Here is a 24474-nt window from a genome sequence, read left to right as displayed (position 1 = left end):
AGGGGCGCGGGGCTGTGTCGATATGCGGCTCCGCCGCGCGGGCGCGACCAGCCACAGCGGACCCGCAGCTTTGATACGGCCTATCCGGCGGAGCGTGCCGCCCTCGCGACGGAGATCTGCCGTGCGACCCGGGGGCCGAGCACGGAGACGACGAGCAGGACGCCGGTGACGACGATCTGCGACTGGGCGGAGACGTCCTGGAGGCTCATCACGTTCTGCGCCGCGCCGAGCAGGAAGACTCCCGCGATCGCGCCGCCGAGCGTGCCCTTGCCGCCGTCGAAGTCGATGCCGCCGAGCAGGACGGCCGCGATGACGGAGAGTTCGAGGCCGGTGGCGTTGTCGTAGCGGGCGCTGGCGTAGTGCAGCGCCCAGAAGATCCCGGTGAGGGAGGCCATCAGCCCGGTCACCGTGAACAGGATCAGCTTCTGCCGCTTGACCCGGATGCCGGCGAACCGGGCGGCCTCCTCGCTGGCCCCGGTGGCGAACAGCGAGCGTCCGAACGGGGTGGCGTGCAGGACGACCACAGCGATCGCGAGCAGGACGACGAAGGGCAGGAAGGCCTGCGGGAGGAAGCTGTCCCCGACCCGGCCGGCCGCGAAGTCCAGGTACTGGGTGGGGAAGTCGGTGACCGCGTCGGAGCCGAGGACGATCTGCGCGATGCCCCGGTAGGCGGCGAGGGTGCCGATGGTGACGGCGAGAGAGGGCAGCCCGAGGCGGGTCACGAGCAGGCCGTTGACCAGCCCGCACACCACGCCGAGCAGCAGACAGATCGGGATGATCGTCTCGATCGTCATGCCCTGGTTCCACAGGGCGCCCATCACCGAGCCGGACAGCCCGGCGGTGGAGGCGACGGACAGGTCGATCTCGCCGGAGACGACCAGCAGGGTCATCGGCAGCGCGATGAGCGCGATGGGCAGGGTGTTGCCGATGAGGAACGACAGGTTGAGGGCGTTGCCGAAGCCGTCCACGAAGGAGAACGAGAACAGCAGCAGGACGATCAGGAGGGCGCCGACGACCGTGTCCCAGCGGATGGCGCGGGTGAGCGACTCAGGCATGGCCGGCGTCTCCCTTCTTGACGGTGGTCTTCACGGGGGCGGTGGTGGTCCTGGTCGCGGCCGACTTCCTCTTCAGCGCGGACGCCACCCGTAGGGCGACGACCCGGTCGACCGCGATGGCCAGCAGGAGCAGCACGCCGTTGATGGCGAGCACCCAGACCGAGCTGACGCCGAGTGCGGGCAGGACGCTGTTGATGGAGGTGAGCAGCAGCGCGCCGAGGGCTGCGCCGTAGACGCTGCCGGAGCCGCCGGTGAAGACGACGCCGCCGACCACGACCGCGCTGACGACGGTGAGTTCGTAGCCGTTGCCGGTCCCGGAGTCGACGTTGCCGAACCGGGCCAGGTACATCGCCCCGGCGAGTCCGGCGAGACCGCCGCAGAAGGTGTACGCGGCGAGGATCCGCTTGCGGACCGGGATGCCGGCGAGGCGGGCGGCCTCCGGGTTGGAGCCGAGCGCGTACAGCTCGCGTCCGCTGCCGAAGTGCTTGAGGTAGTACGCGGTGGCGATGAGGACGGCGAGCGCGATCAGCGCCAGCCACGGCACCGCCGAGAGACCGCCGGATCCGAAGTCGACGAACGAGTTCGGCAGGTCGGCGGCGGTGATCTGGCGGGAGCCGACCCAGATGGAGTCGATACCGCGGATGATGTACAGCGTGCCGAGGGTGACGACGAGGGCGGGCACCTGACCGAGGCTGACCAGCAGGCCGTTGAGGAGCCCGAAGCCGACGCCCAGCAGGACCGCCAGCACGATCGCGATCACCGGGTTGCCGCCGCCGTGCAGATAGGCGCCGGCGGCGAAGGCGCTGATGCCGAGGGTGGAGCCGACCGACAGGTCGACGTTGCGGGTGATGACGACCAGGGACTGGCCGGTGGCGACCAGCACCAGGATGGTGGCGTTGAGCAGCAGGTCCTTGATGCCCTGCTCGGACAGGAACTCGCTGTTGCCGGCCTGGGTGACGGCGATCATCACCAGGAAGACGACCAGGATGGCGAGTTCGCGCATCTTGAACACGCGGTCGACCAGCCGGGTGCCGCTGGACTTCGGCGCCTCGGCGACGGGGGCCTCGTGGGAGGTGGTCGCCGTCATGCGGCGGCCCTCCCGGTGGCTGCGGCCATCACGGTTTCCTCGGTGGCTTCGGTGCGGGGGATCTCGGCGGCGAGCCGGCCCTCGTGCATCACCAGCACGCGGTCGGCCATGCCGAGGATCTCGGGCAGGTCGGAGGAGATCATCAGGACGGCGACCCCGTCGGCGGCCAGCTCGCTGAGCAGCCGGTGCACCTCGGCCTTGGTCCCGACGTCGATGCCGCGGGTCGGCTCGTCCACGATGAGCACCTTGGGGCCGGTGGCCAGCCACTTGGCGAGGACGACCTTCTGCTGGTTCCCGCCGGACAGCGTGTTGACGGTGTCGGCGATCCGGGCGTACTTCACCTGGAGCTTGACCGCCCAGTCGAGGGAGCGGCTGCGCTCTGCGCCGCGGTCCATCAGACCGGCCTTCACGGTCGTCCGCAGGCCGGTGAGACCGATGTTGCGCTCGATGGACATGTCCATCACCAGGCCCTGGGCCCGCCGGTCCTCGGGGACCAGCGCGAGGCCGGCCGCCATCGCGGTGGAGGGGGCTCCGTTCGTCAGCGTGCGGCCGTCGACCGCGACCTCCCCCGCGTCCCAGCGGTCGATGCCGAAGACCGCCCGGGCGACCTCCGTACGCCCGGCGCCGACGAGTCCGGCGAGGCCGACGATCTCGCCGCGCCGGACCTCGAAGGAGACGTCGGTGAAGACGCCCTCCCGGGTCAGCCGGCGGACGCTGAGGGCGACCTCGCCCGGCGTCACGTCCTGCTTGGGGTAGAGCTCGTCGAGGTCGCGGCCGACCATACGTCTGACCAGGTCGTCCTCGGTCATGTCCTCGATCGGTTCGCTGGCGATCCAGGCGCCGTCGCGCAGGGTGGTCACGCGTTGGCAGATCTGGAAGATCTCCTCCAGCCGGTGGGAGATGAACAGCACCGCCGCGCCCTGCTCACGAAGGGTGCGCACGACGCCGAAGAGTCGGGCGACCTCGCTGCCGGTGAGGGCGGCGGTCGGCTCGTCCATGATCAGGACGCGGGCGTCGAAGGAGAGCGCCTTGGCGATCTCGACGATCTGCTGGTCGGCGATGGACAGTCCGCGCGCCGGGCGGTCGGGGTCGAGGTCGACGCCGAGGCGCTGCATCAGGGCGGCGGTGGCCGCACGGGTGGCCTTGTGGTCGATGCGGCCGAGGGCGCGGCGGGGCTGGCGGCCCATGAAGATGTTCTCGGCGATCGACAGGTCGGGGAAGAGCGTGGGCTCCTGGTAGATCACGGCGATGCCGGCGTCGCGGGCGTCGCCGGGACCGTGGAAGACGACGGGCTCACCGTCGAGCAGCACCCGACCGGCGTCGGGTCGGTGCACTCCCGCGAGGGTCTTGATGAGCGTGGACTTGCCCGCGCCGTTCTCGCCGGCGAGGGCGTGTACCTCGCCGGGGAACAGCTCCAGGGAGACGCCCCGCAGGGCGCGAACGGCGCCGAAGGACTTGGCTACGTCCCTCAACGCCAGCACCGGGGCCGGTCCCGCGTCGGACGGGTGGGTCATGGATGGCTCCTCGACGACGCCCGGGACATGCCCTCACGGCGTCGTGAAAGGTTTCAACTGGATTGCCGGGACGTTAGGCATCCGGGCCATGTCACGTCAATGGGTACGTCTCGAAAAGTTTTCGATAGCCGAAGGTCACGCAGCGGTCACGGAGAACGGGCCTGGCCGGAAGTCTTGACACTCCCCCGACGGGCTCATAGCTTCCCGTTCTGAATCGTTTCATCCGAGAGCCGTTCCGGATGGCTTTCCGAATGCCCCTCCGGATGTCCTTCCGGACCGATGTCACAGGAGCCCAAGTGACCGACCTCGCCGCGGTGAAGGCCGCGCTCAAGACCCAGGCCGTCGAGACGCCGTCGTGGGCGTACGGGAACTCAGGCACCCGTTTCAAGGTGTTCGCCCAGGAGGGCGTCCCGCGCACCCCGCAGGAGAAGCTGGACGACGCGGCGCAGGTGCACTCGTTCACCGGCGTGGCCCCGACCGTGGCCCTGCACATCCCCTGGGACAAGGTGGAGGACTACTCCGCACTTGCGAAACATGCCGAGGATCGCGGGGTGAAGCTGGGCGCGATCAACTCCAACACCTTCCAGGACGACGCCTACAAGCTGGGCAGCATCTGCCACCCGGACGCGGCGGTGCGACGCAAGGCTCTTGATCATCTGCTGGAGTGCGTCGACATCATGGACGCGACCGGCTCCGCCGATCTCAAGCTGTGGTTCGCCGACGGTACGAACTATCCCGGCCAGGACGACATCCGCGCGCGGCAGGACCGGCTCGCCGAGGGCCTCTCCGCGGTGTACGAACGGCTCGGGGACGGGCAGCGGATGCTGCTGGAGTACAAGTTCTTCGAGCCCGCCTTCTACGCGACGGACGTCCCGGACTGGGGCACGGCGTACGCGCACTGCCTGAAGCTCGGGCCGAAGGCGCAGGTCGTGGTGGACACCGGGCACCACGCGCCCGGCACCAACATCGAGTTCATCGTCGCCACGCTGCTGCGGGAGGGGAAGCTCGGCGGGTTCGACTTCAACTCACGGTTCTACGCGGACGACGACCTCATGGTGGGCGCCGCCGACCCGTTCCAGCTGTTCCGGATCATGTACGAGGTCGTGCGTGGGGGCGGCTTCACGTCCGAGGTGGCGTTCATGCTCGACCAGTGCCACAACATCGAGGCGAAGATCCCGGCGATCATCCGGTCCGTGATGAACGTGCAGGAGGCCACGGCCAAGGCGCTGCTCATCGACCGGGACGCGCTGAGTGAGGCACAGGCCTCCGGCGATGTGCTCGAGGCGAACGCCGTCCTGATGGACGCGTACAACACGGACGTCCGGCCGCTGCTTCGTGAGGTGCGCGAGGAGATGGGGTTGGACCCCGAGCCGATCGCCGCGTACCGACGGTCCGGGTGGGCCGAGAAGATCGTCGCCGAGCGGGTCGGCGGGGAGCAGGCCGGCTGGGGCGCGTGAGCGTCTGCCTGGATCTGTTCCGTCGCGGGCCGCGGGCACGTCGTGGCCGGTCGCGCCCGCGCGGCGGAGCCGCACGTCGACACGGCTCCGCGCCCCTAGGGAAATGCTCTCCCCTCTCTCAAGTAAGGACTGGACGTTCATGGCACCGCACCCCGAAGCTTCCGCTCTCCTGGCCCGGTCTCAACGGCTCGGCGCTGATCCCCGCAACACCAACTACGCCGGCGGCAACACGTCCGCCAAGGGGACCGACGAAGACCCCGTGACCGGCGGGGACGTCGAGCTGATGTGGGTGAAGGGTTCCGGTGGTGACCTCGGGACGCTCACCGAGGCCGGGCTGGCCGTGCTGCGGCTGGATCGGCTGCGGGCCCTGACGGACGTCTACCCGGGCGTCGAGCGCGAGGACGAGATGGTCGCCGCGTTCGACTACTGCCTGCACGGCAAGGGCGGCGCCGCGCCGTCGATCGACACCGCCATGCACGGGCTCGTCGACGCCGCCCACGTCGATCATCTGCACCCCGACTCGGGCATCGCGCTGGCCTGTGCGGCCGACGGGGAGAAGCTGACCGCCGAGTGTTTCGGGGACAGCGTGGTGTGGGTGCCGTGGCGGCGGCCGGGCTTCCAGCTGGGGCTGGACATCGCGGCCGTGAAGGCGGCCAACCCGCAGGCCGTCGGGTGCATCCTCGGCGGGCACGGCATCACGGCGTGGGGAGACACCTCCGAGGAGTGCGAGCGCAACTCGCTGCACATCATCCGCACCGCCGAGGCCTTCCTGGCGGAGAGGGGGAAGGCCGAGCCCTTCGGGGGCGTCGTCGAGGGGTACGGCGCTCTGCCCGAGGCCGAGCGGCGGGAGCGGGCCGCCGCGCTCGCGCCGTATGTCCGGGCCGTCGCCTCGCAGGACCGGCCGCAGGTCGGGCACTTCGAGGACGCCGACGTCGTCCTCGACTTCCTGGCACGGGCCGAGCATCCGCGGCTCGCCGCGCTCGGCACCTCCTGCCCGGACCACTTCCTGCGGACCAAGGTGCGGCCGCTGGTCCTGGACCTGCCGCCCACGGCTCCGCTCGAGGAGGCGATCGCGCGGCTGAAGGAGCTGCACGCCGAGTACCGGGAGGAGTACGCCGCCTACTACCGGCGGCACGCACTGTCCGACTCGCCCGCCATGCGCGGGGCCGATCCGGCGATCGTGCTCGTCCCCGGCGTCGGCATGTTCAGCTTCGGCAAGGACAAGCAGACGGCGCGCGTGGCCGGCGAGTTCTACGTCAACGCGATCAACGTGATGCGGGGGGCCGAGGCGGTGTCGGCGTACGCGCCGATCGAGGAGTCGGAGAAGTTCCGTATCGAGTACTGGGCGCTGGAGGAGGCCAAGCTCCAGCGGATGCCGAAGGCGAAGCCGCTGGCGACCCGGGTGGCCCTGGTCACCGGGGCCGGCAGCGGGATCGGGAAGGCGATCGCGCGTCGGCTGGTCGCCGAGGGCGCGTGTGTCGTCGTAGCCGATCTGGACGCGCGGAACGCGTCGGCCGTCGCCGAGGAACTGGGCGGGCCCGACAAGGCCGTCGCCGTCACGGTCGACGTGACGTCCGAGGAGCAGATCGCCGACGCCTTCCGGGCGGCCGCCCTGGCGTTCGGCGGGGTCGACCTCGTCGTCAACAACGCCGGGATCTCCATCTCCAAGCCGCTGCTGGAGACTTCGGCGAAGGACTGGGATCTCCAGCACGACATCATGGCCCGGGGGTCCTTCCTCGTCTCGCGTGAGGCGGCGCGGGTGATGATCGCGCAGGAGCTGGGCGGCGACATCGTCTACATCGCTTCCAAGAACGCGGTCTTCGCCGGGCCCAACAACATCGCCTACTCCGCGACCAAGGCCGACCAGGCTCACCAAGTGCGGCTGCTGGCAGCCGAGTTGGGCGAGCACGGCATTCGCGTCAACGGGGTCAACCCGGATGGGGTGGTGCGGGGGTCGGGCATCTTCGCCGGCGGCTGGGGCGCTCAGCGGGCGGCGGTGTACGGGGTCGAGGAGGCGAAGCTGGGCGAGTTCTACGCGCAGCGGACCATCCTCAAGCGCGAGGTGCTGCCCGAGCACGTCGCGAACGCCGTGTTCGCGCTGACCGGCGGTGAGCTCACCCACACGACCGGACTGCACGTCCCCGTCGACGCGGGTGTGGCGGCCGCGTTCCTCCGGTGACGGCCGTGCGGTCGTACGCCGCCGTCGACCTCGGCGCGTCCAGCGGGCGGGTCATGGTCGGCCGAGTGGGCCCGGACTCCCTGGAGTTGACGGAGGCGCACCGCTTCCCCAACCGGCCGGTCCGGGTGCCGGAGGGGCTGCGCTGGGATGTGCTGTCCCTGTACGCGGGGGTGTTGGACGGGCTGCGGGCGGCCGGTCAGGTGGACTCGGTCGGCATCGACAGCTGGGCCGTCGACTACGGCCTGCTGGACGCCGACGGGGCCCTCCTCGGCAACCCGGTGCACTACCGCGACGCCCGCACGGACGGGATCGCGGAGAAGGTGTGGGGAGCCGTGCCGGCCGCCGAGCTGTATGCGGCCACGGGCCTCCAGTACGCGCCCTTCAACACCCTGTACCAGCTCACAGCGGCGGCCTCTTCTGCCCAACTGGCGCATGCGCGGCGACTGTTGCTCATCCCCGACCTGCTGTCGTACTGGCTGACGGGCGAGCAGGGGACCGAGCTGACCAACGCCTCGACGACCCAGCTGATCGATCCCCGGACGCGCTCGTGGTCGTACGACGTCGCCGCGCGGCTGGGTGTCGACCTGGAGCTGTTCGCGCCGCTGCGGCGGCCGGGCGATCCGGCGGGGCTGCTGCGGGCGGAGGTGCTGGAGGAGACCGGGCTGAGCGGGCCCGTGCCGGTGACGGCCGTCGGGTCGCACGACACGGCGTCAGCGGTGGCGGCCGTCCCGGCGGTGGGCGAACGGTTCGCGTACATCTGCACCGGCACCTGGTCGCTGGCCGGTCTGGAGCTCGACGCGCCCGTGCTCACCGAGGAGAGCCGCGCCGCCAACTTCACCAACGAGCTGGGGCTGGACGGCACGGTCCGCTATCTGCGCAACATCATGGGCCTGTGGCTGCTCCAGGAGTGCGTACGGGCCTGGGGCGACCCCGATCTGGGGGTACTGCTGCGGGAGGCGGCCGCGGTGCCTGCGCTGCGGTCGGTCGTGGACGCGGGGGACGCGGCCTTCCTGGCGCCCGGCCGGATGCCGGAGCGGATCGCCGAGGCCTGCCGGGCGTCGGGGCAGCCGGTTCCCGGGTCCCCGGCGGAGATCACCCGCTGCATCCTCGACTCGTTGGCCCTGGCCCACCGCCGGGCGGTCGGGGACGCCCAGCGGCTGGCCGACCATCCGGTGGACTGCGTGTACATCGTCGGCGGCGGCACCCGCAACGCGCTGCTGTGCCAGCTCACCGCCGACGCCTGCGGGCTGCCGGTGGTGGTCGGCCCGACGGAGGCGGCCGCGCTGGGCAACGTGCTCGTCCAGGCCCGGACGCACGGCATCGTCGGCGACCTGGCCGACATGCGGGCGCTCCTCGTCCGTACCCAGCCGCTGACGCGGTTCGAGCCGCGCGGCGACGCGGCGCGCTGGCAGGAGGCGGAGGCTCGGCTCGCCACCCGGTGAGCCGGGGTCTCCCCCGCGCCTCTCCCCTCCTACTAGGCTTCACTCATCCGATGATCGACCCCGAGGAGCCGCGATGCGTGTCGCACTGTTCCTGACCTGTGTCAACGACACGCTCTATCCCGACACCGGCCGTGCCGTGGTGAAACTGCTGACCAGACTGGGCGTCGAGGTCGACTTCCCGATGGCCCAGACCTGCTGCGGACAGGCCCACTACAACACCGGCTACCGCCACGAGGCCGAACCGCTGGCCCGGCATTTCTCCGATGTCTTCGGGGAGTACGAGGCGATCGTGACGCCTTCCGGCTCGTGCGGGGCGATGGTGCGGGAGCTGTATCCGAGGATGGGCGAACGGGCCCGGGCCGAGGGGCGCGGGGACACCCTGGCCGCGACGCTGGCGCCCGTGGCGCCCAAGACCTACGAGCTCACGGAGTTCCTGGTGGACGTGCTGGGGGTGACGGACGTCGGGGCGTACTACCCGCACAAGGTGACCTACCACCCGACCTGCCACGGGCTGCGGAGCCTGGGGCTCGGCGAGCGTCCCCGGCGGCTGCTGCAGGCCGTCAAGGGTCTTGAGCTGGCCGAGCTGCCGGGGGCGGAGGAGTGCTGCGGGTTCGGCGGCACCTTCGCCGTGAAGAACCCCGACGTCTCGGCGGCGATGGGCGCGGACAAGGTGCGCAACGCCGAGTCCACGGGCGCGGAGGTGCTGTGCGCCGCCGACAACTCGTGTCTGATGCACCTCGGCGGGACCATGGCCCGGCTGCGGACGGACCTGCGGCCGGTGCACATCGCGGAGATCCTGGCGAGCACGGAAGAGGAGCCGACCGTATGAGCGGCACGTTCGTCGGGATGCCCGCCTTCCCCAAGGCCGCGCACGAAGCCGTCAACAACCCGACCCTGCGCGGCAATCTGCGCCACGCCACCCACACCATCCGCGCCAAGCGGGAGAAGGCCGTGGCGGAGGTGTCGGACTGGGCGGCGCTGCGCGAGGCCGGCAAGCAGATCAAGGACCACACGCTCCGTCATCTCGACCGCTATCTGGTCCAGTTGGAGGAGTCGGTCACGGCCGCCGGCGGCATCGTGCACTGGGCCGCCGACGCCGACGAGGCGAACCGGATCGTCACCGAACTGGTCCGGATGACCGGCGAGTCGGAGGTCGTGAAGGTCAAGTCGATGGCCACGCAGGAGATCGGCCTCAACGAGGCCCTCGAAGCGGAGGGCATCCACGCCTACGAGACCGATCTCGCCGAACTCATCGTGCAGTTGGGCAAGGACCGGCCCTCGCACATCCTCGTCCCGGCCATCCACCGCAACCGCGGCGAGATCCGGGACATCTTCGCGCGCGAGATGAGCGAGTGGGGCCGCCCGGCCCCCGAGGGGCTGACCGACACGCCCGCCGAACTCGCCGAAGCCGCCCGCCTCCATCTGCGGGAGAAGTTCCTGCGGGCGAAGGTCGGGATCTCCGGCGCGAACTTCATGGTCGCCGAGACCGGCACCCTGGTGGTCGTCGAGTCCGAGGGCAACGGGCGGATGTGCCTCACCCTTCCCGAGACCCTGATCTCGGTCGTCGGCATCGAGAAGATCGTGCCGACCTGGCGCGACCTGGAGGTCTTCCTCCAGACCCTGCCCCGCTCCTCGACCGCCGAGCGCATGAACCCCTACACGTCCACCTGGACGGGCACCGCGGACGGCGACGGGCCGAGCACCTTCCATCTCGTCCTGCTGGACAACGGCCGCACCGACACCCTCGCCGACGAGGTCGGCCGCCAGGCCCTGCGCTGCATCCGCTGTTCGGCCTGTCTGAACGTGTGCCCGGTGTACGAGCGGGCCGGCGGCCACGCCTACGGCTCGGTCTACCCGGGGCCTATCGGCGCGATCCTCAGCCCCCAACTCCGGGGCACCGCGAGCGAGATCGACGCCTCGCTGCCGTACGCCTCGTCGCTGTGCGGGGCCTGCTACGAGGTCTGTCCGGTCGCCATCGACATCCCGGAGGTGCTGGTGCATCTGCGGGAGCGGGTCGTCGAGGGCGGGCCGGTGACCCGCGAGGGCAACAAGGTGGTGCTCAAGCCCGCCAAGGGGCATGCCGCCGAGCGGGCGGCGATGCGCGCGGCCCGCTGGGCGTTCAGCCACCCCGGCGCCCTGCGCACCGGACAGCGGCTCGCGTCCCGTACGCGTCGGCTGCATCCGCGTGCGCTGCCCGGGCCCGGCAAGGCGTGGAGCGACACCCGGGAACTGCCGGCCGTGCCCGCGGAGCCGTTCCGCGACTGGTGGCAGCGCACGCACGGCGGAAGCGGAGAGGGCGGGGCGAAGTGAGCAGCAGGGAACAGATCCTGGGCCGGGTGCGACGCGCCCTGGCCGACGTACCGCGGGACGACCCCTCGTACGAGGATGCGGTCGCCCGCGACTATCTGCGCGAGCACGGCGGGCGGAGCGTCGCGGAGACGGTGGAGCTGCTGGCGGAGAACCTGGCGGACTACCGGGCGCTGGTGCACCGGTGCGCCGAGGCCGAACTCCCCTCTCTGGTCGCCCGGCTGCTGGCGCGGCGCGAGGCGGCGACCGTGCTCGTGCCGACCGGTCTGCCGGAGGCGTGGCTGGCGGAGAGCGACGTCACGCGGGTCGCGGACCGGGGCGAGAGCACCGCGCACGAGCTCGACCGGGTCGACAGCGTGGTCACGGCGTGCGCGCTGGCGGTCGCCGAGACGGGCACGATCGTGCTGGACGGCGGCCCCGACCAGGGCCGCCGCCGGATCACCCTGGTCCCCGACCATCACCTCTGCGTGGTGCGCGTCCCCGACCAGGTCGTCTCCTCCGTGCCCCAGGCTCTCGAACTCCTCGACCCGCGGCGGCCGTTGACATGGATCTCCGGTCCGTCGGCGACCAGCGACATCGAACTGGACCGGGTGGAGGGGGTGCACGGCCCGCGCACCCTGGAGGTGATCCTCGTCGGCTGAGGTCGTCACCGGCCCGCCGCTCGTCCGTCGCTCGTCACCTGGCGTCGTAGCCCTCGCGGGCCTGTTCCACCTCGGGCAGGTTGTCCGTGGCCCATTCGGCGAGGTGCGCGAAGAGCGGGCGGAGGCTGAGCCCGAGTTCGCTGATCTCGTACTCGACGCGCGGGGGGACCTCCGGGTGGTAGGTGCGGATGACCAGGCCGTCGCGTTCGAGCTGCCTGAGACGCTGGGTGAGGACCTTGGGGGTGATGCGCGCGATCCGGCGTTCCAGCTCGACGAAGCGCTGGCGCCCCTGAGTGTGCAGCGTCCACAGGATCGGCGTGGTCCAGCGGCTGAACACGATGTCGACGACGGGGGCGATGGGGCAGGCGAGTTCGGGATCCGTCTCGGTCGGAGTCTCCGGCGCATGGGCGGTCATGTGCATCCCTCCGGGAGAGTCACTTTCCTCTAGGTACCCACTATACGAGCGGTGTTAGCTTCGCTGTGCAAGGACGACAGGCAAGAGCAACAACCCATCCTCAGCAGGGAGTTAGCCATGATCGTGGTGACGGGGGCGACCGGTAACGTCGGCCGTGAGCTGGTCCGCATTCTCGCGACGGCCGGTGCGCGGGTGACCGCGACGTCCCGGAACATCTCGGACGCGGAGGTCCCGGACGGCGTACGGCAGATGCGCGCGGACCTCACCGACGCGGAGAGCCTGCGGCCGGTGTTCGACGGGGCCGACGCGCTGTTCCTCCACGACGGTGGGGCCGGCGCGCATCTGCTCAGGCCACGGGACGTTCTCGACGCGGCGAAGGCGAGCGGGATCGGCCGCGTGGTGCTGCTGTCCTCCCTGGGGGTGGTGACACGACCCGAGTCGCCGTCGCACGGGGGCGTGATGCGTGCCGTCGAGGACGCCGTGCGGGAGTCGGGCCTGGACTGGACGATCCTGCGGCCGGGCAGCTTCCACACCAACGCCTACGCCTGGGTGGAACCGGTGCGCGCCCACCGGACCGCCCCGGCCCCCTTCGGGGACGTCGGACTGCCCACCGTCGACCCGGCCGACATCGCCGAGGTCGCGGCCGTGGCGCTGCGGGAGGACGGACACGTCGGCGCCGTCTACGAGTTGACCGGGCCCGCGCCGACCACGCCCCGGCAGCGGGCCGCCGCGATCGGCGAGGCGCTGGGCGAGCCCGTCCGGTTCGTCGAGCAGACGCGGGAAGAAGCGCGTGAGCAGATGCTGGCGTTCATGCCGGAGCCTGTCGTCGAGACCTCGCTGGCCATCCTCGGCGCGCCGACGCCCGCCGAGCAGCGGGTCAGCGCCGACGTGGAGCGGGTGCTGGGCCGGGCGCCGCGCGGCTTCGCCGAGTGGGCGCGACGCAACGCGGCCGCCTATCGGTGACCTGGTGAAGGGGCTGCGCGCTCGGCCGTGTGCTCGGCAGTACGTTCAGCAGTACTTCATCGCGCAGCCGTACCGCAGGGCGTACCGGGCGGCGCGCAGGTACAGCGCCACGTAGAAGGCCGCGTCCAGGTCCTCGGCCCAGGGGCCCGGGTGGGTGGCGGCGGCCTCTCGCCCCTCGCCGTCCAGGAACCACAGGGTCAGTTCGAGATTCCCGCCCGTCGCCGGTATCGCGTCCAGGGGCAGGCCGATGACGGCGGCCAGGCGCTCGGCGAGGGCGAGGACCTGCGGGGCCCCGGCGACCAGCGTCTCGTCGGTGTACGCCGAGCCGACGGGCAGCGTTATCCCCTCATCCAGCGACAGCGGCACCAGCACGGACCAGTCGAGGAGGGTGGCGACCTCCGCGTCCGTGAGCCGCGCCCGGCACAGCGCGACGAACCCGTCCATGGAGGGGCTGACCTTCTCCTCGAACCAGCCCGGCGCCTCCCGCGCCCCCGCTCCGGGCCGGTACGGCGGCAGCCCGCGTCGGCGCAGCTCCTCGGCCAGCGCCGAGGCGACCTCCGCATGTCCCCCCTCCTCCCGCGCGAACCAGTCCTGCGTGGCGACACTCACCAGATACACACCCATGCACACAACGTAACCGGTGCCACTGACAGCGCCGGCACGGCCGACGACACCCCCGACGACATCGCCGACGACATCGACAAGCGAGGTGAACAAGCGCTTAGATATGTGATCGGAAATGCTTCTCTCCCCCGATCGCGTCCGTCCGGAGGCCCCGTTGTTCACGTCCGTCGACGATGTCTCCGCCCGGCTCGCCGAGACCGGGTACCTCGCCTCCCCCGCGGTCGCCACGACCGTGTTCCTCGCCGACCGTCTCGGCAAGCCGCTGCTCGTGGAGGGCCCGGCCGGGGTCGGCAAGACCGAGCTCGCCAAGGCCGTCGCCCAGGTGGCCCGGGCCCGGCTGGTACGGCTGCAGTGCTACGAGGGCGTCGACGAGTCCCGGGCGCTGTACGAGTGGAACCACGCCAAGCAGCTGCTGCGCATCAGCGCGGGCCGCGACGAGACCTGGGACGAGACCCGCACGGACATCTTCAGCGAGGAGTTCCTGCTCCCGCGCCCCCTGTTGACCGCCCTGCGCGGCGACGAGCCGACGGTGCTGCTGATCGACGAGACCGACAAGGCGGACATCGAGGTGGAGGGCCTGCTCCTGGAGGTGCTCAGCGACTTCCAGGTCACCGTCCCGGAGCTGGGCACGATCACCGCGACCCGCCGCCCCTTCGTCGTCCTCACCTCCAACGCGAGCCGTGAGCTGTCGGAGGCGCTGCGCCGGCGCTGTCTGTTCCTGCACATCGGCTTCCCCGAGGAGGAGTTGGAGCGGCGGATCGTCCGGCTCAAGGTGCCCGGGATCGACGCGGCGCTGGCCGAGTCGGTGGTCCGGGTGGTCGGGGCGCTGCGCGCGATGGACCTGCGCAAGGCTCCCTCGGTCGCCGAGACCATCGACTGGGCCCGCACCCTGCTCGCCCTGGGCGCCCACACCCTCGACGAGACCGTCGTACGAGACAGTCTGGGCGTGATCCTCAAGCACCAGGACGACATCCTGAAGGCGTCGACGAAGCTCGACCTGGACGCCGTATGACCACCCCTACGACGGGTACGACGGGTACGACGGAAACGACGCACAAGACCGATGCGGCGGACACGGCGGCGCGGCTGGCCGGGTTCGTCGCGGCGCTGCGGGAGCACGGCGTGCGGGTCGGCACCGGCGAGACCGTCGACGCGGCCGAGGCCGCGGCGGCGCTGGGGTTCGCGGACCGCGGGCTGCTGCGCGAGGGGCTGGCCGCGACGCTGCTGCACTCGACGGAGCAGCGGCGGGTGTTCGACGCCGTCTACGACCTGTACTTCCCGCGCGGCGTCGGCGCCCCGCTGGGCGAGCCCGGCGACCGGGACGAGCTGCGCGACCGGCTCGCCGCCGCGCTCGCCGCCGACGACACCGCGATGCTGGCCCAGTTGGCGATCGAGGCGGTCGACGGCCTTGGCGGGTACGGGAGTTCACCGGGTTCGGACGGCTGGTCCTCGCACCAGACGCTCGAACGGCTTCGGCCGCAGACGCTGTTGGCGCAGGTCCGCGACGATCTGCGGGCGCGGGGCGGTGGGTCCGGATTCGCCGGCCGACTGCTGGAGGACGAGATCCGGCGACGGATCGAGGCCTTCCGGGCCCTGGTGGCGGCGGAGTCGCGCCGCCGGGTCGCCGAGCGGCGGGGGCGGGAGGAGATCGCCCGGCGGGCCGTGGCCCCGACCGCGGACCGGGTCGACTTCCTGTACGCCGGGAAGGACCGGCTGGCCGAACTACGGCGCACGGTGCAGCCGTTGGCACGCAAGCTGGCGACCCGGCTGGCCGCGCGCCGTCGTCGTGCCGCGCGCGGCACGATCGATCTGCGGCGCACTCTGCGCGGCTCCCTTTCCACGGGCGGAGTGCCGATGAAGCCGGTGCTCCGCCGGCGCCGTCCGGTACGGCCCGAACTGGTGCTGCTGTGCGATGTGTCGGGCTCGGTGTCCGGGTTCTCCGACTTCACGATGCTGCTGGTGCAGGCGTTGCACGAGCAGTTCGCCAAGGTACGCGTGTTCGCCTTCGTCAACCGCGTCGACGAGGTGACCGCCCTGCTCGAACACGGCGCGGCCGACCCGGCGGGCCTCGGCGCCCGCATCCAGGCGGAGGCCGCGCTGACCGGCTACCACGGCAGCAGCGACTACGGCGCGGCCCTGGGCGAGTTCACGGAGCGGTACGGCACGGCGGTCGGCCCGCGCACCACGGTCTTCGTGCTGGGCGACGCGCGGACGAACATGGGCGATCCGAACCTGCCGGCGCTGCGGCGGATCGCCCGACAGGCGCGTCGCGTCCACTGGTTGAACCCGGAGCCGCTCCCCCAGTGGGGCTCCGGCGACTCGGCCGCACCCGAGTACGCCGAGCTGGTCGCGATGCACGAGTGCCGCAACGCCCGCCAACTCGGCGCACTGGTGGAGCGGTTGCTCCCGGTCTGACCCTGGTCGAGCCCGGGCCTAGCCCTCCTTCGCCTTGGCGTACTCCTTCGCCATCGAGCCGGCGAAGTCGTAGACCACGCACTGTTCGTCGCCGACGACCCACGCGTCGTGTCCCGCCGGGCACACGAAGACGTCGCCGGGGCCCAGTTCGCCCTCGCCGCCGTCGTCCATACGGATGTGCATGCGGCCCGAGACGATGTAGCCGTTGTGGTGGATCTCGCAGCTGGCGGTGCCCGCGATCGGGGCCACCGACTCGGACCAGCGCCAGCCGGGCTCGAAGGTGCCCACGGCGAAATCGAGGTTCGTCATGTGGACGGCCTCGAGGTGGCCGCGGGGGAAATCGCGCCGCTCGTCCGGCTTGTCGAGCGTCTTCACTTCCAGCATGACGCTGCCTCCTTCCGACCGCGCCTCACCACGGCCGGGGCCGGTCTCCCCGACGGCCCTGGATGCCGCCGGTGGTAGCCAGGCCCCCATACCTCTCCATCGTCCGCCCGGCCACCGGAGGCCGCCATTCGGGGGACCCGGGCCCGGACACCGGCGCGGAGACGCGCAGGAGCGCAGGTGGGGGTCAGGGCTCAGGTCGTTGCGGGACCGCAGAGCTCGGCGAAACGGTCGGCGTCGACGTTGCCGCCGGAGACGATCACGCCGACGCGGCGGGGCAGGGAGTCCACCCGGCCGGCGAGCAGGGCGGCCAGCGGGGTCGCACCGCTCGGCTCCACCACGATCTTCAGACGCTCGAAGGCGAACCGCATGGCCGCGCGGATCTCGTCGTCGGACACCAGGGCGATCTCGTCGACGAGCCGGCGGTTCACGGAGAAGGTCAGCTCCCCCGGAATGTGCAGGGCCTGGCCGTCGGCGATGGTGCGCGGCACCGGGATCTCGATCCGCCGGCCCGCCTCCAGCGACCGCTTGGTGTCGTCGCCGGCCTCCGGCTCGACGCCGACGATCCTGATCCCCGGGTGCAGCGCCTTGGCCGCCGTGGCGCTGCCGGCGATCAGCCCGCCGCCGCCGACCGGCGCGAGCAACACGTCCAACTCCCCTGCCTCCTCCAGGAGTTCGAGGGCCGCTGTGCCCTGGCCCGCCATGACGTGCGGGTGTTCGTAGGGCGGGATCAGCGTCAGGCCCCGGTCGGCGGCCAGAGCCTCGGCGATGGCCACCCGGTCGCCGCCGTAGCGGTCGTACGTCACGATCTCGGCGCCGTACGCCTCCGTCGCCCGCCGCTTGGAGCGCGGGGCGTCCTCGGGCATGACGATCACCGCGGCGGCGCCCAGCTCGCGGGCCGCGAGGGCCACCGCCTGGGCGTGGTTGCCGGAGGAGTAGGCGGCGATGCCGCGGGACAGCTGCTCGGGGGTGAGCCGGGAGGCCGCATTGTAGGCGCCGCGGAACTTGAAGGCGCCCACCCGCTGGAAGTTCTCGCACTTGAGGAGCACCTCGGCGCCGACGAGCGCGTCGAGGGTGCGGGAGCGCAGGACGGGCGTGCGGTGGGCGACGCCCTTGAGCCGGGCGGCCGCGTCACGGACGTCGTCGAGGGTGATCGGCGCAGGTGTGGTCGTCACGGGCGTGCTCCCTGGGAGGTGTCGGCGGCGGTCGGGTCGGTCGAGGCCCGGGCCTGGGAGAGATAGCTGTACGCGGAGGCGCGGGAGACGCCGAGGCGGGCGGCGACCTGCTCGATCGCGCGGCGCACGGCGAACACCCCGTGTTCGTCCAGGCTCCGGAAGAGCGCGAGGCGCCGTGTCCGGTCGAGGCCGGCCCAGGTCTGCTCCTGGCGCGCCAGATGGGCGTCGAGGAGAGCGTCGACGACGGAGTCGATGTCGTCGCCGAAGGTGGTGACCGGCGCCTTCCCCAGCACTCCCTCCGGTGTTCCCGTCGGCGTCCCCCCGGCGCCGGCCAGCGCGGCGAGCAGGCTCTGCGCGCGGGTGACCTCGGTGACGTCCACGTTGACGCACAGCGCGCCGAAGACCGCGGCGGCGGAGTCGCGCAGCAGCATCGTCGACGACTTCACCAGCCGCCCGTCGCCGATCCGGGTGACGTAGTTCAGCTCGTCGTCGGCGGTGTCTCCACGGGCCAGCACCCGCAGGCCGATCTCGCTCATCGCGCCGCCGACCGTGCGCCCCGTCACCGCCCCCGCGACGGCGACGACCGACTTCTCCGGTCGCCGGTAGTCGTGCAGCACCACCTCGCACACCGGCCCGAACGTCGCCGCGATCCCGGCGACGACAGGCCCCAGCGCCCGCAGGATCGCGTCCCGCTCAGCATCCCGGGCACCCCGGGAGTCCCCCGAATCACGTGAATCCATGAAAGCATTAGACCATACGTCCAGTCATTGGACTGCCAGTCCAGGTCGACGCGGTGGCCGAAGCGGCCGTCGATTCAACGGTCGACGCGCCTGGCCGACACGCCGGACGGCCGCGCCGGGTCGACGCCTTCAGGGGAACCGTCGATCAAGGGGTGGCCACGCCAATTGCCGTTTCCCTAGGATGGGTTGTCGGCCGCGCCAGACCAGGGCACGGCGGGGATCTGGGGGAAGAGATGCAGCCTGGCAAGCAGCTGTCCACGTCGATCGATGCCACGGTGCCGACCGCCGCGCGCATGTACGACCACTACCTGGGCGGCAAGGACAACTACGCGGCCGACCGCGCCGCCTGCGAGGAGCTCGACAAGGTCGTCCCCAGCACCCGCGCCCTTGCGCTGAACAACCGGCGCTTCCTCCAGCGCATCGTGCGGACCCTGACCCAGGAGTACGGGATCCGGCAGTACCTCGACCACGGCTCCGGCCTGCCCACCCAGGACAACGTCCACCAGGTCGCCCAGCGCATCGACCCGACGACGCACGTCGTCTACGTCGACAACGACCCGATGGTCCTCGTCCACGGCCGGGCCCTGCTGGAGCAGGACGAGCGCACCACCGTCATCCACGCCGACATGCGCGAGACCGAGGCCATCTTCACCAACGAGGACACCACCCGGCTGATCGACTTCTCGCAGCCGGTGGCCGTGCTGTTCAACTCGGTCTTCCACTGCATCCCCGACAGCGACACCGACGGTCCGCAGGCCGTCGTCCGCCGGGTGGCCGAACGGCTGGCGCCCGGCAGCTATCTGGTGATGTGTCAGCTCGTCAGCGAGGACCCCGAGGTCCGCAAGTTCGTCACCGACTTCATGGACCAGGCCACCCAGGGGCACTGGGGCCGGGTGCGCCAGGAGAAGGACGTCGCCGCGCTGTTCGAAGGCATGGACATCCTCGACCCCGGGCTGGTGGAGGTCTCCACCTGGCGCCCCGACAACGAGGTGGCTCCGCGCCAACTCACCCAGGAGTGGATCGAGTTCGGCGGTGTGGGCCGCCTGCGCCCGTAGTCACGGGCGGGGTCGCGCAGGGCGTGATCACGGAGCGGCGTAGCGCCGCTCCGCCGTCTGCTCCAGCAGCGCCAGGGACTCCCGCGGGTTGAGGGCCTCGTCGGCCAGCCGGTCCAGGGCGATCCGGTACTCCTCCGTCTCGTCCTGGTCCTCCAGGAACGTGGCGCTCGTGATCTGCTCCAGATAGACGACGTCGGGCAGATCGGTGCCGCCGAAGCGCAGATAGGTGACGGGGATGGTCGGCGCGGAGGCATGCGTCAGGTCCAACGGGACGACCTGGACGGTCACATGGGGCAGCCGGGCCACCGCCACCAGATGCGCGAGCTGCTCCCGCATCACCTCGGGGCTGCCCAGGACGCGCAGCAGCACCGACTCGTCGAGGATCGCCCACACCTGCGGGGCGTCCGCGCGGCGCAGCAGCTCGGCTCGCCGCGTCCGCAGCTCCACACGGCGCTCGACCTCGCGGGTCGGGGCCGACGGCAGCCCGCGCTCCACCACCGCCCGTGTGTACGCGGGGGTCTGCAACAGCCCCGGCACGTACTGGATCTCGAAGGTACGGATCGCGATGGCCGCCTCCTGGAGTCCGACGAACCGGTCGAACCACTCGGGCATCAGCCGCTTGTCGTACCGCTGCCACCAGCCCGGCTCGCCCGCGCGCCGCAGCAACTGCAGCAGCACGGAGGCCTCGTAGGCGTCGGTCCCGTACTGCTCCAGGAGCGCACGGACGTCGGCCTCGGTGGGCGGCCGACGCCCCTTGCCCGCCTCTATGCGCGACAGCTTCGCCGGGCTGAATCCGACGGCGCGCGCTGCCTGGTCCTGTGAGAGGCCGACGTCCTCCCGGATACCCGCCAGCTGCACGCCGACCAGCATTTTCAGCAAGGTCGGGGCGGGCTCGGCCCGATTCAGATACGGTTCGAGGCGGGAGACGCGAGGTGACTCGAAAGGCATCCTGACTCCCTGTGGACCGGCAGACGACAGACCCAATCATCGCATCCGACGGCCTCCGACCGCACGGGGCACGGCAGTTGAGTCCCCCTCAGATGTTCACGACACCCTCACGACGCGCCCCCCTCACAGCAGGTGGTCGAACTCCCCGTCCTTCGCCCCGGCGACGAACGCGGCCAGCTCGGCCGGCGTGTAGACCAGCGCGGGCCCATGGGGATCACGGGAGTTGCGCAGGGCGACGTCTCCCCCGTCCAGAGCCGCGACCTCCACGCAGTTGCCCTGGGCGCTGCTGTGGCTGCTCTTCATCCAGCGGACGTCCAGCGCGCTGGCCTGTACCCCGTTCGGCACTGACGACATAGCACTCTCCTCGCTCGTAGCCCGTGGCTCGTACGCGCAATTTCCCGTGAAATTGCACGAGGACACTGTCAGCGTGGATAATAGCCATGCCGTCAACCGCACTTCTGGCAGACCGTCCTGACGTCGTCTCAGGGATCAGGGAGATGCACCGTGTCATCACCTGCGCAGTTCCGGAGCCACGAGTCCGTCCGTGACTCGCCCAGAACCGCCGTGCTGCCGCTCGCGGGCAGCCGGGAGGGATTCGCGCAGGCGCGGGACTTCACCCACCGCGTGCTCGACGGCTGGTCCCTGGACCACTGCTCGGACGACGCGGTCATGGTCGTCACCGAACTGGCCGCCAACGCCGTCCTGCACGCGCTCCCGGACCCCGAGGCCGACGACTTCGACGTACGCCTCAGGCTCAGCCTGCGCCGCTCGCACCTGGTGTGCGCCGTCACCGACCCCAGCGACGACCCGCCCCTCTACCCGCACGACGGCGATCCCCTGCTGGAGCACGGCCGCGGACTGCACATCGTCGAAGCCCTCTCGGAGCACTGGGGCTGGACCCGCCGCTCCCCCATGGGCAAGACCGTCTGGGCCATGCTCCCGACCCGTCTCCACCCCTGACATGACTGCCACGAAGAGAACCCCCGCCCTGGAAGACCTCGGACACGTGCCGTGGCCCGAGATCAAGGACTCCACCGGGTCCGCCGCGGCCATCCCGCACCTGCTCACCACCGTCGCCCGGGGCGACGCCGACACCGCGGGCTCGGCCCTCGGTCAACTGCGCCGACGCATCTGCCAGTACGGCTTCGTCGTGGACCAGGCGACGGCGGCGACGGTCCCGTTCCTCTGGGAACTCGTCCGGCTCCCGCAGGTCACCTGTCGCGCCGACATACTGCGCCTGCTGAAGAGCATCGCCGACGCCCGGCAGTGGGAGAGCACCGCGGCCGCGTACCCGAAGCTGCTGCGCCACCCCGGCAACCATGTCGCATGGGAACGCGAGGCCCGCCTCGCCGTCCGCGCGCAGCGCGGCGTCCTGCGACAGCTGCTCGCCGAGCCGGAACCGGACACCGAGGTAGTCCGCGCCACCACGGAACTCGCGGCGACGCTGACGGACGGACCTCGCCCCTGAGAGACCGCCGAAGGACCGAGAAGCCCCGGTCCGACGGCTCCCCGCTCGCAGGAACTGCGCATCCCCGCTTCTCAGCGCTAGGTTGGGCGGCATGAGCAACCTTGACCGTGCGCCCGTACCGAGTGTGTGCGGCGGCCGTGGATTCGTCGTCGCCGAACCCGTCCGCGAGCTGCTGAGCCCCCGGCGCGTCAAGCTCGGCGGGTCGACCGAGGTGCGCCGACTGCTGCCGAACCTCGGCCGACGCATGATCGGCGCCTGGGCCTTCGTCGACCACTACGGCCCCGACGACATCGCCGACGAACCCGGCATGCAGGTCCCACCGCACCCCCATATGGGTCTGCAGACCGTCAGCTGGCTGCACGAGGGCGAAGTGCTGCACCGCGACTCGACCGGCAGTCTGCAGACCATCCGGCCCCGGGAGCTCGGGCTGATGACCTCCGGGCGCGCGATCAGCCACTCCGAGGAGAGCCCCAAGGCGCACGCCCGCCTCCTGCACGGCGCCCAACTCTGGGTCGCCCTGCCCGACGCCCACCGCCACACCGACCCCGCCTTCGAACACCACGCCGACCTGCCCACGGTCACCGCTCCCGGCCTCACGGCCACCGTGCTCCTGGGCGGCCTCGACGGCTCGACGTCACCCGGTTCGGCGTACACCCCGATCGTGGGCGCCGACCTCGCGCTCGCCCGCGGCGCCGACGTCCGGCTGCCGCTCGACCCCGACTTCGAGTACGGCGTGCTGTCGATGTCCGGCGAGGTGCACGTCGACGGAGTGCCCGTCCTGCCCGGCTCGATGCTCTACCTCGGCTGCGGCCGCACCGAGCTGCCCCTGCGCGCCGAGTCCGACGCGGGCCTGATGCTCCTCGGCGGCGAGCCGTTCGAGGAGGAGCTCGTCATGTGGTGGAACTTCGTCGGCCGGTCCCAGGAAGAGATCGTCCAGGCGCGCGAGGACTGGATGAAGGGGGCACGTTTCGGCGAGGTGAGGGGCTACGACGGGGATCCGCTGCGCGCACCGGAACTGCCGCCCACGCCGCTGAAACCACGGGGAAGGGCCCGCTGACCTGAATGCTGACCTCATGCCGGCTTTCCTGATGGGTCGTCACACGACGCCACCCCGGGAGCATCGCTCCCGGACGTGTGAGGCGTGAGATTCCCGGAGCGCTCACGTCCGACCGGACGGCAGGACGTAGGCAGGTCCGCGCTCGGACCATGCGGTCCACAGGAGCGCGTTGGCGCCGTAGGCGGCATGAATACCGACCGCGACCTGGCAGTTGGCCCGTTTTCCCAAGGCCCCGCAGTACTGCGGGGCCACCCCGGCCGACATCCGCCCGTCCTTGGGCACCACCGACACATCGTCGATCACCCAGGCCGTCGGACCGATCAGCGGCAGCACGCGTTGCGGAACGTCCTCACCGGACACCCGGACGAGACACCGGAATCACTTCGGGAACAGATCGCGCCGCTGCCTTCGCTGACCCATCGCGTTCGTTCCTGGTGCGACGGCGCCGCCGTCTGCCTGGTCAGCCGTCCAGCCGCCGTGCGCCGAGCCAGCTGACCATCGCCGGGTCGCGGTGGTCGAAGAACAGCGTCGCCCCGGTGTCCAGGGTGGCGACGGCCGCCATCTGGTCGTCGGTGAGCTGGAAGTCGAAGACGTCGAAGTTCTCCGCCATGCGCTCGGGGCGCACCGGGAGACACTGTCCGATGACATTCCTCCTCCTTGGCGCCACCGGAGCCACCGGCGCCCTGTTCGTGGAACGGGCCACCGCCGCCGGACACGAGGTGCTCGCCTTCGTCCGCGACGCCTCCAAGATCACCCCGGCCGAGAGGCTGACACCCCGCAAGGAGATCGACCCGTGACCAAGACCCTCGGCCTCATCGGCGCCGGCAACATCGGCAGCGCGTTGGCCCGACTGGCGGTCGCCGCCGGCCTCAATGTCGTGCTGAGCAACTCCCGCGGCCCGGAGACCCTCGCCGATCTCGTCGCCGACCTCGGCGAACAGGCGCGCGCGGCCACCCCCGCCGAGGCCGCGCAGGCCGGCGACCTGGTGGTGGCGACCGTCCCGCTGAACACCTACGCGCAGCTGCCCGCCGCCGCCCTGGCCGGCAAGACCGTCATCGACACCATGAACTACTACCCCGAGCGCGACGACCGGATCGCCGAGCTCGACGCCGGCGAGCAGACCTCCAGCGCACTGGTCCAGCGCCATCTGACCGACTCCCAGGTGGTCAAGGCCTTCAACAGCATCGACTTCGTGCGCCTGTTCAGCTCCGCCCGACCCGCCGACGCCGACGATCGCAGCGCCCTGCCCATCGCCGGTGACGACAAGGCCGCCAAGTCCCAGGTGGCCGAACTGCTGGACGCGCTGGGCTACGACGCCGTGGACATGGGCACTCTCGCCGACAGCTGGCGCAGCGAGCCGGGCACCCCCGTCTACGTCCAGCCGTACCTGTCGGCGCGGCCCGAGGGGCTGACCCAGGAGGAGACAGGGCGCTGGTTCTTCGAGGTCCCGGGCGTCCCGGTGCCCGCCGACAAGGTGAGGGAACTGACCGCCACCGCCGTCCGGCGTTCCGCGGGCGACGCCCGCGCGACCCTCGCCTAGGACCGCCTGTT

The 24474-nt window shown here is 71.4% G+C and carries 25 protein-coding genes and 2 pseudogenes; 15 read left to right on the top strand and 12 right to left on the bottom strand.

Going from position 1 to position 24474, the window contains the following annotated elements; translation table 11 throughout:
• Positions 1-80: 80 nt before the first annotated feature.
• From OG562_RS39775 to OG562_RS39765, 3 genes are read right to left on the bottom strand one after another with little or no spacing between them, the layout of a single operon-like run.
• Complete coding sequence (locus tag OG562_RS39775) at positions 81-1055, bottom strand: ABC transporter permease (RefSeq protein ID WP_266406741.1); 975 nt, start codon at positions 1053-1055, stop codon at positions 81-83.
• Positions 1048-2142 carry an ABC transporter permease gene (locus OG562_RS39770; RefSeq protein ID WP_266406739.1) on the bottom strand — a complete coding sequence of 365 codons (1095 nt, stop codon included), beginning with the start codon at positions 2140-2142 and terminating at the stop codon, positions 1048-1050. The genes OG562_RS39775 and OG562_RS39770 overlap by 8 nt, the downstream gene beginning before the upstream one ends.
• Positions 2139-3656, bottom strand: a complete 1518-nt coding sequence (locus OG562_RS39765; RefSeq protein WP_266406737.1) for a sugar ABC transporter ATP-binding protein — start codon at positions 3654-3656, stop codon at positions 2139-2141. The genes OG562_RS39770 and OG562_RS39765 overlap by 4 nt, the downstream gene beginning before the upstream one ends.
• A 296-nt stretch (positions 3657-3952) precedes the next feature.
• Here OG562_RS39765 and rhaI point away from each other — a divergent pair, with 296 nt between their 5' ends.
• The 6 genes from rhaI to OG562_RS39735 all read left to right on the top strand — a co-directional run bounded on the left by rhaI (position 3953) and on the right by OG562_RS39735 (position 11682).
• The gene (gene rhaI, locus OG562_RS39760; RefSeq protein ID WP_266406735.1) at positions 3953-5113 is read left to right on the top strand and encodes an L-rhamnose isomerase; all 1161 of its coding nucleotides are present in this window, start codon (positions 3953-3955) and stop codon (positions 5111-5113) included.
• Between the two features lie 139 nt (positions 5114-5252).
• Positions 5253-7292 carry a bifunctional aldolase/short-chain dehydrogenase gene (locus tag OG562_RS39755; RefSeq protein ID WP_266406732.1) on the top strand — a complete coding sequence of 680 codons (2040 nt, stop codon included), beginning with the start codon at positions 5253-5255 and terminating at the stop codon, positions 7290-7292.
• A 5-nt stretch (positions 7293-7297) separates the two neighbouring features.
• Complete coding sequence (locus tag OG562_RS39750) at positions 7298-8734, top strand: rhamnulokinase family protein (RefSeq protein ID WP_266406730.1); 1437 nt, start codon at positions 7298-7300, stop codon at positions 8732-8734.
• Between the two features lie 73 nt (positions 8735-8807).
• Complete coding sequence (locus OG562_RS39745) at positions 8808-9563, top strand: (Fe-S)-binding protein (RefSeq protein ID WP_266406727.1); 756 nt, start codon at positions 8808-8810, stop codon at positions 9561-9563.
• Positions 9560-11044, top strand: coding sequence for a LutB/LldF family L-lactate oxidation iron-sulfur protein (locus OG562_RS39740; protein WP_266406726.1), 1485 nt, complete (start codon positions 9560-9562; stop codon positions 11042-11044). Before OG562_RS39745 ends, OG562_RS39740 begins: the two co-directional genes overlap by 4 nt.
• Entirely contained in the window at positions 11041-11682 is a 642-nt protein-coding gene (locus OG562_RS39735) for an LUD domain-containing protein (protein ID WP_266406725.1), read from the top strand. Before OG562_RS39740 ends, OG562_RS39735 begins: the two co-directional genes overlap by 4 nt.
• Positions 11683-11716: 34 nt before the next feature.
• On the opposite strand, the gene OG562_RS39730 is transcribed toward OG562_RS39735, so the two are convergent.
• Positions 11717-12097: a helix-turn-helix domain-containing protein gene (locus OG562_RS39730; RefSeq protein WP_266406724.1), complete on the bottom strand. Its 381-nt coding sequence runs from the start codon at positions 12095-12097 to the stop codon at positions 11717-11719.
• A gap of 117 nt (positions 12098-12214) precedes the next feature.
• Between OG562_RS39730 and OG562_RS39725 the strand changes: the two genes are divergently transcribed.
• Positions 12215-13060, top strand: coding sequence for an NAD(P)H-binding protein (locus OG562_RS39725; RefSeq protein WP_266406722.1), 846 nt, complete (start codon positions 12215-12217; stop codon positions 13058-13060).
• Positions 13061-13105: 45 nt separating this feature from the next.
• Here OG562_RS39725 and OG562_RS39720 read toward each other — a convergent pair whose 3' ends face one another.
• Complete coding sequence (locus tag OG562_RS39720) at positions 13106-13684, bottom strand: hypothetical protein (RefSeq protein WP_266406719.1); 579 nt, start codon at positions 13682-13684, stop codon at positions 13106-13108.
• Between the two features lie 154 nt (positions 13685-13838).
• On the opposite strand from OG562_RS39720, the gene OG562_RS39715 reads away from it, so the two are divergent.
• Together OG562_RS39715 and OG562_RS39710 are read left to right on the top strand one after the other, a co-directional pair.
• Positions 13839-14696 (top strand): MoxR family ATPase, encoded by an 858-nt coding sequence (locus OG562_RS39715; protein ID WP_266406718.1) that lies wholly within the window; start codon positions 13839-13841, stop codon positions 14694-14696.
• Positions 14693-16099: a VWA domain-containing protein gene (locus OG562_RS39710; RefSeq protein WP_266406716.1), complete on the top strand. Its 1407-nt coding sequence runs from the start codon at positions 14693-14695 to the stop codon at positions 16097-16099. The genes OG562_RS39715 and OG562_RS39710 overlap by 4 nt, the downstream gene beginning before the upstream one ends.
• 18 nt (positions 16100-16117) lie before the next feature.
• Here the strand turns inward: OG562_RS39710 and OG562_RS39705 are convergent, their stop codons facing one another.
• The 3 genes from OG562_RS39705 to OG562_RS39695 all read right to left on the bottom strand — a co-directional run bounded on the left by OG562_RS39705 (position 16118) and on the right by OG562_RS39695 (position 18395).
• On the bottom strand, positions 16118-16483 hold the full coding sequence (locus tag OG562_RS39705) for a cupin domain-containing protein (RefSeq protein ID WP_266406714.1): 366 nt from the start codon (positions 16481-16483) through the stop codon (positions 16118-16120).
• Between the two features lie 191 nt (positions 16484-16674).
• On the bottom strand, positions 16675-17655 hold the full coding sequence (locus OG562_RS39700; protein ID WP_266406712.1) for a threo-3-hydroxy-L-aspartate ammonia-lyase: 981 nt from the start codon (positions 17653-17655) through the stop codon (positions 16675-16677).
• On the bottom strand, positions 17652-18395 hold the full coding sequence (locus OG562_RS39695) for a transcriptional regulator (protein WP_266406711.1): 744 nt from the start codon (positions 18393-18395) through the stop codon (positions 17652-17654). The genes OG562_RS39700 and OG562_RS39695 overlap by 4 nt, the downstream gene beginning before the upstream one ends.
• A gap of 233 nt (positions 18396-18628) precedes the next feature.
• Between OG562_RS39695 and OG562_RS39690 the strand changes: the two genes are divergently transcribed.
• Positions 18629-19450: an SAM-dependent methyltransferase gene (locus tag OG562_RS39690; protein WP_266406709.1), complete on the top strand. Its 822-nt coding sequence runs from the start codon at positions 18629-18631 to the stop codon at positions 19448-19450.
• A 27-nt stretch (positions 19451-19477) separates the two neighbouring features.
• On the opposite strand, the gene OG562_RS39685 is transcribed toward OG562_RS39690, so the two are convergent.
• Positions 19478-20398 carry a helix-turn-helix transcriptional regulator gene (locus OG562_RS39685; RefSeq protein ID WP_266406707.1) on the bottom strand — a complete coding sequence of 307 codons (921 nt, stop codon included), beginning with the start codon at positions 20396-20398 and terminating at the stop codon, positions 19478-19480.
• A 123-nt stretch (positions 20399-20521) separates the two neighbouring features.
• Positions 20522-20752, bottom strand: a complete 231-nt coding sequence (locus OG562_RS39680) for a DUF397 domain-containing protein (RefSeq protein ID WP_266406705.1) — start codon at positions 20750-20752, stop codon at positions 20522-20524.
• A 150-nt stretch (positions 20753-20902) separates the two neighbouring features.
• Here OG562_RS39680 and OG562_RS39675 point away from each other — a divergent pair, with 150 nt between their 5' ends.
• From OG562_RS39675 to OG562_RS39665, 3 genes are all read left to right on the top strand, one after another.
• Complete coding sequence (locus OG562_RS39675) at positions 20903-21358, top strand: ATP-binding protein (RefSeq protein ID WP_266406704.1); 456 nt, start codon at positions 20903-20905, stop codon at positions 21356-21358.
• Between the two features lies 1 nt (position 21359).
• Entirely contained in the window at positions 21360-21866 is a 507-nt protein-coding gene (locus OG562_RS39670; RefSeq protein ID WP_266406703.1) for a hypothetical protein, read from the top strand.
• A 91-nt stretch (positions 21867-21957) separates the two neighbouring features.
• Entirely contained in the window at positions 21958-22923 is a 966-nt protein-coding gene (locus OG562_RS39665) for a pirin family protein (protein ID WP_266406702.1), read from the top strand.
• A gap of 102 nt (positions 22924-23025) precedes the next feature.
• On the opposite strand, the pseudogene OG562_RS39660 reads toward OG562_RS39665, so the two are convergent.
• Both OG562_RS39660 and OG562_RS39655 read right to left on the bottom strand, forming a co-directional pair.
• Positions 23026-23256: pseudogene (locus tag OG562_RS39660) on the bottom strand (transposase); the annotation flags it as partial.
• Positions 23257-23383: 127 nt separating this feature from the next.
• Positions 23384-23548, bottom strand: a pseudogene (locus OG562_RS39655) (aldo/keto reductase); the annotation flags it as partial.
• 16 nt (positions 23549-23564) lie between these two features.
• Between OG562_RS39655 and OG562_RS39650 the strand changes: the two are divergent.
• Both OG562_RS39650 and OG562_RS39645 read left to right on the top strand, forming a co-directional pair.
• The gene (locus tag OG562_RS39650) at positions 23565-23720 is read left to right on the top strand and encodes an NAD(P)H-binding protein (RefSeq protein ID WP_266406700.1); all 156 of its coding nucleotides are present in this window, start codon (positions 23565-23567) and stop codon (positions 23718-23720) included.
• Positions 23717-24463: an NADPH-dependent F420 reductase gene (locus tag OG562_RS39645; RefSeq protein ID WP_266406698.1), complete on the top strand. Its 747-nt coding sequence runs from the start codon at positions 23717-23719 to the stop codon at positions 24461-24463. Before OG562_RS39650 ends, OG562_RS39645 begins: the two co-directional genes overlap by 4 nt.
• Positions 24464-24474 lie beyond the last annotated feature (11 nt).

Source organism: Streptomyces sp. NBC_01275 (genome assembly GCF_026340655.1).
Classification (GTDB): Bacteria; Actinomycetota; Actinomycetes; order Streptomycetales; family Streptomycetaceae; genus Streptomyces.
The sequence above is the reverse complement of the archived record's forward strand: the minus strand, read 5'-3'. Positions and strand labels throughout refer to the sequence as shown.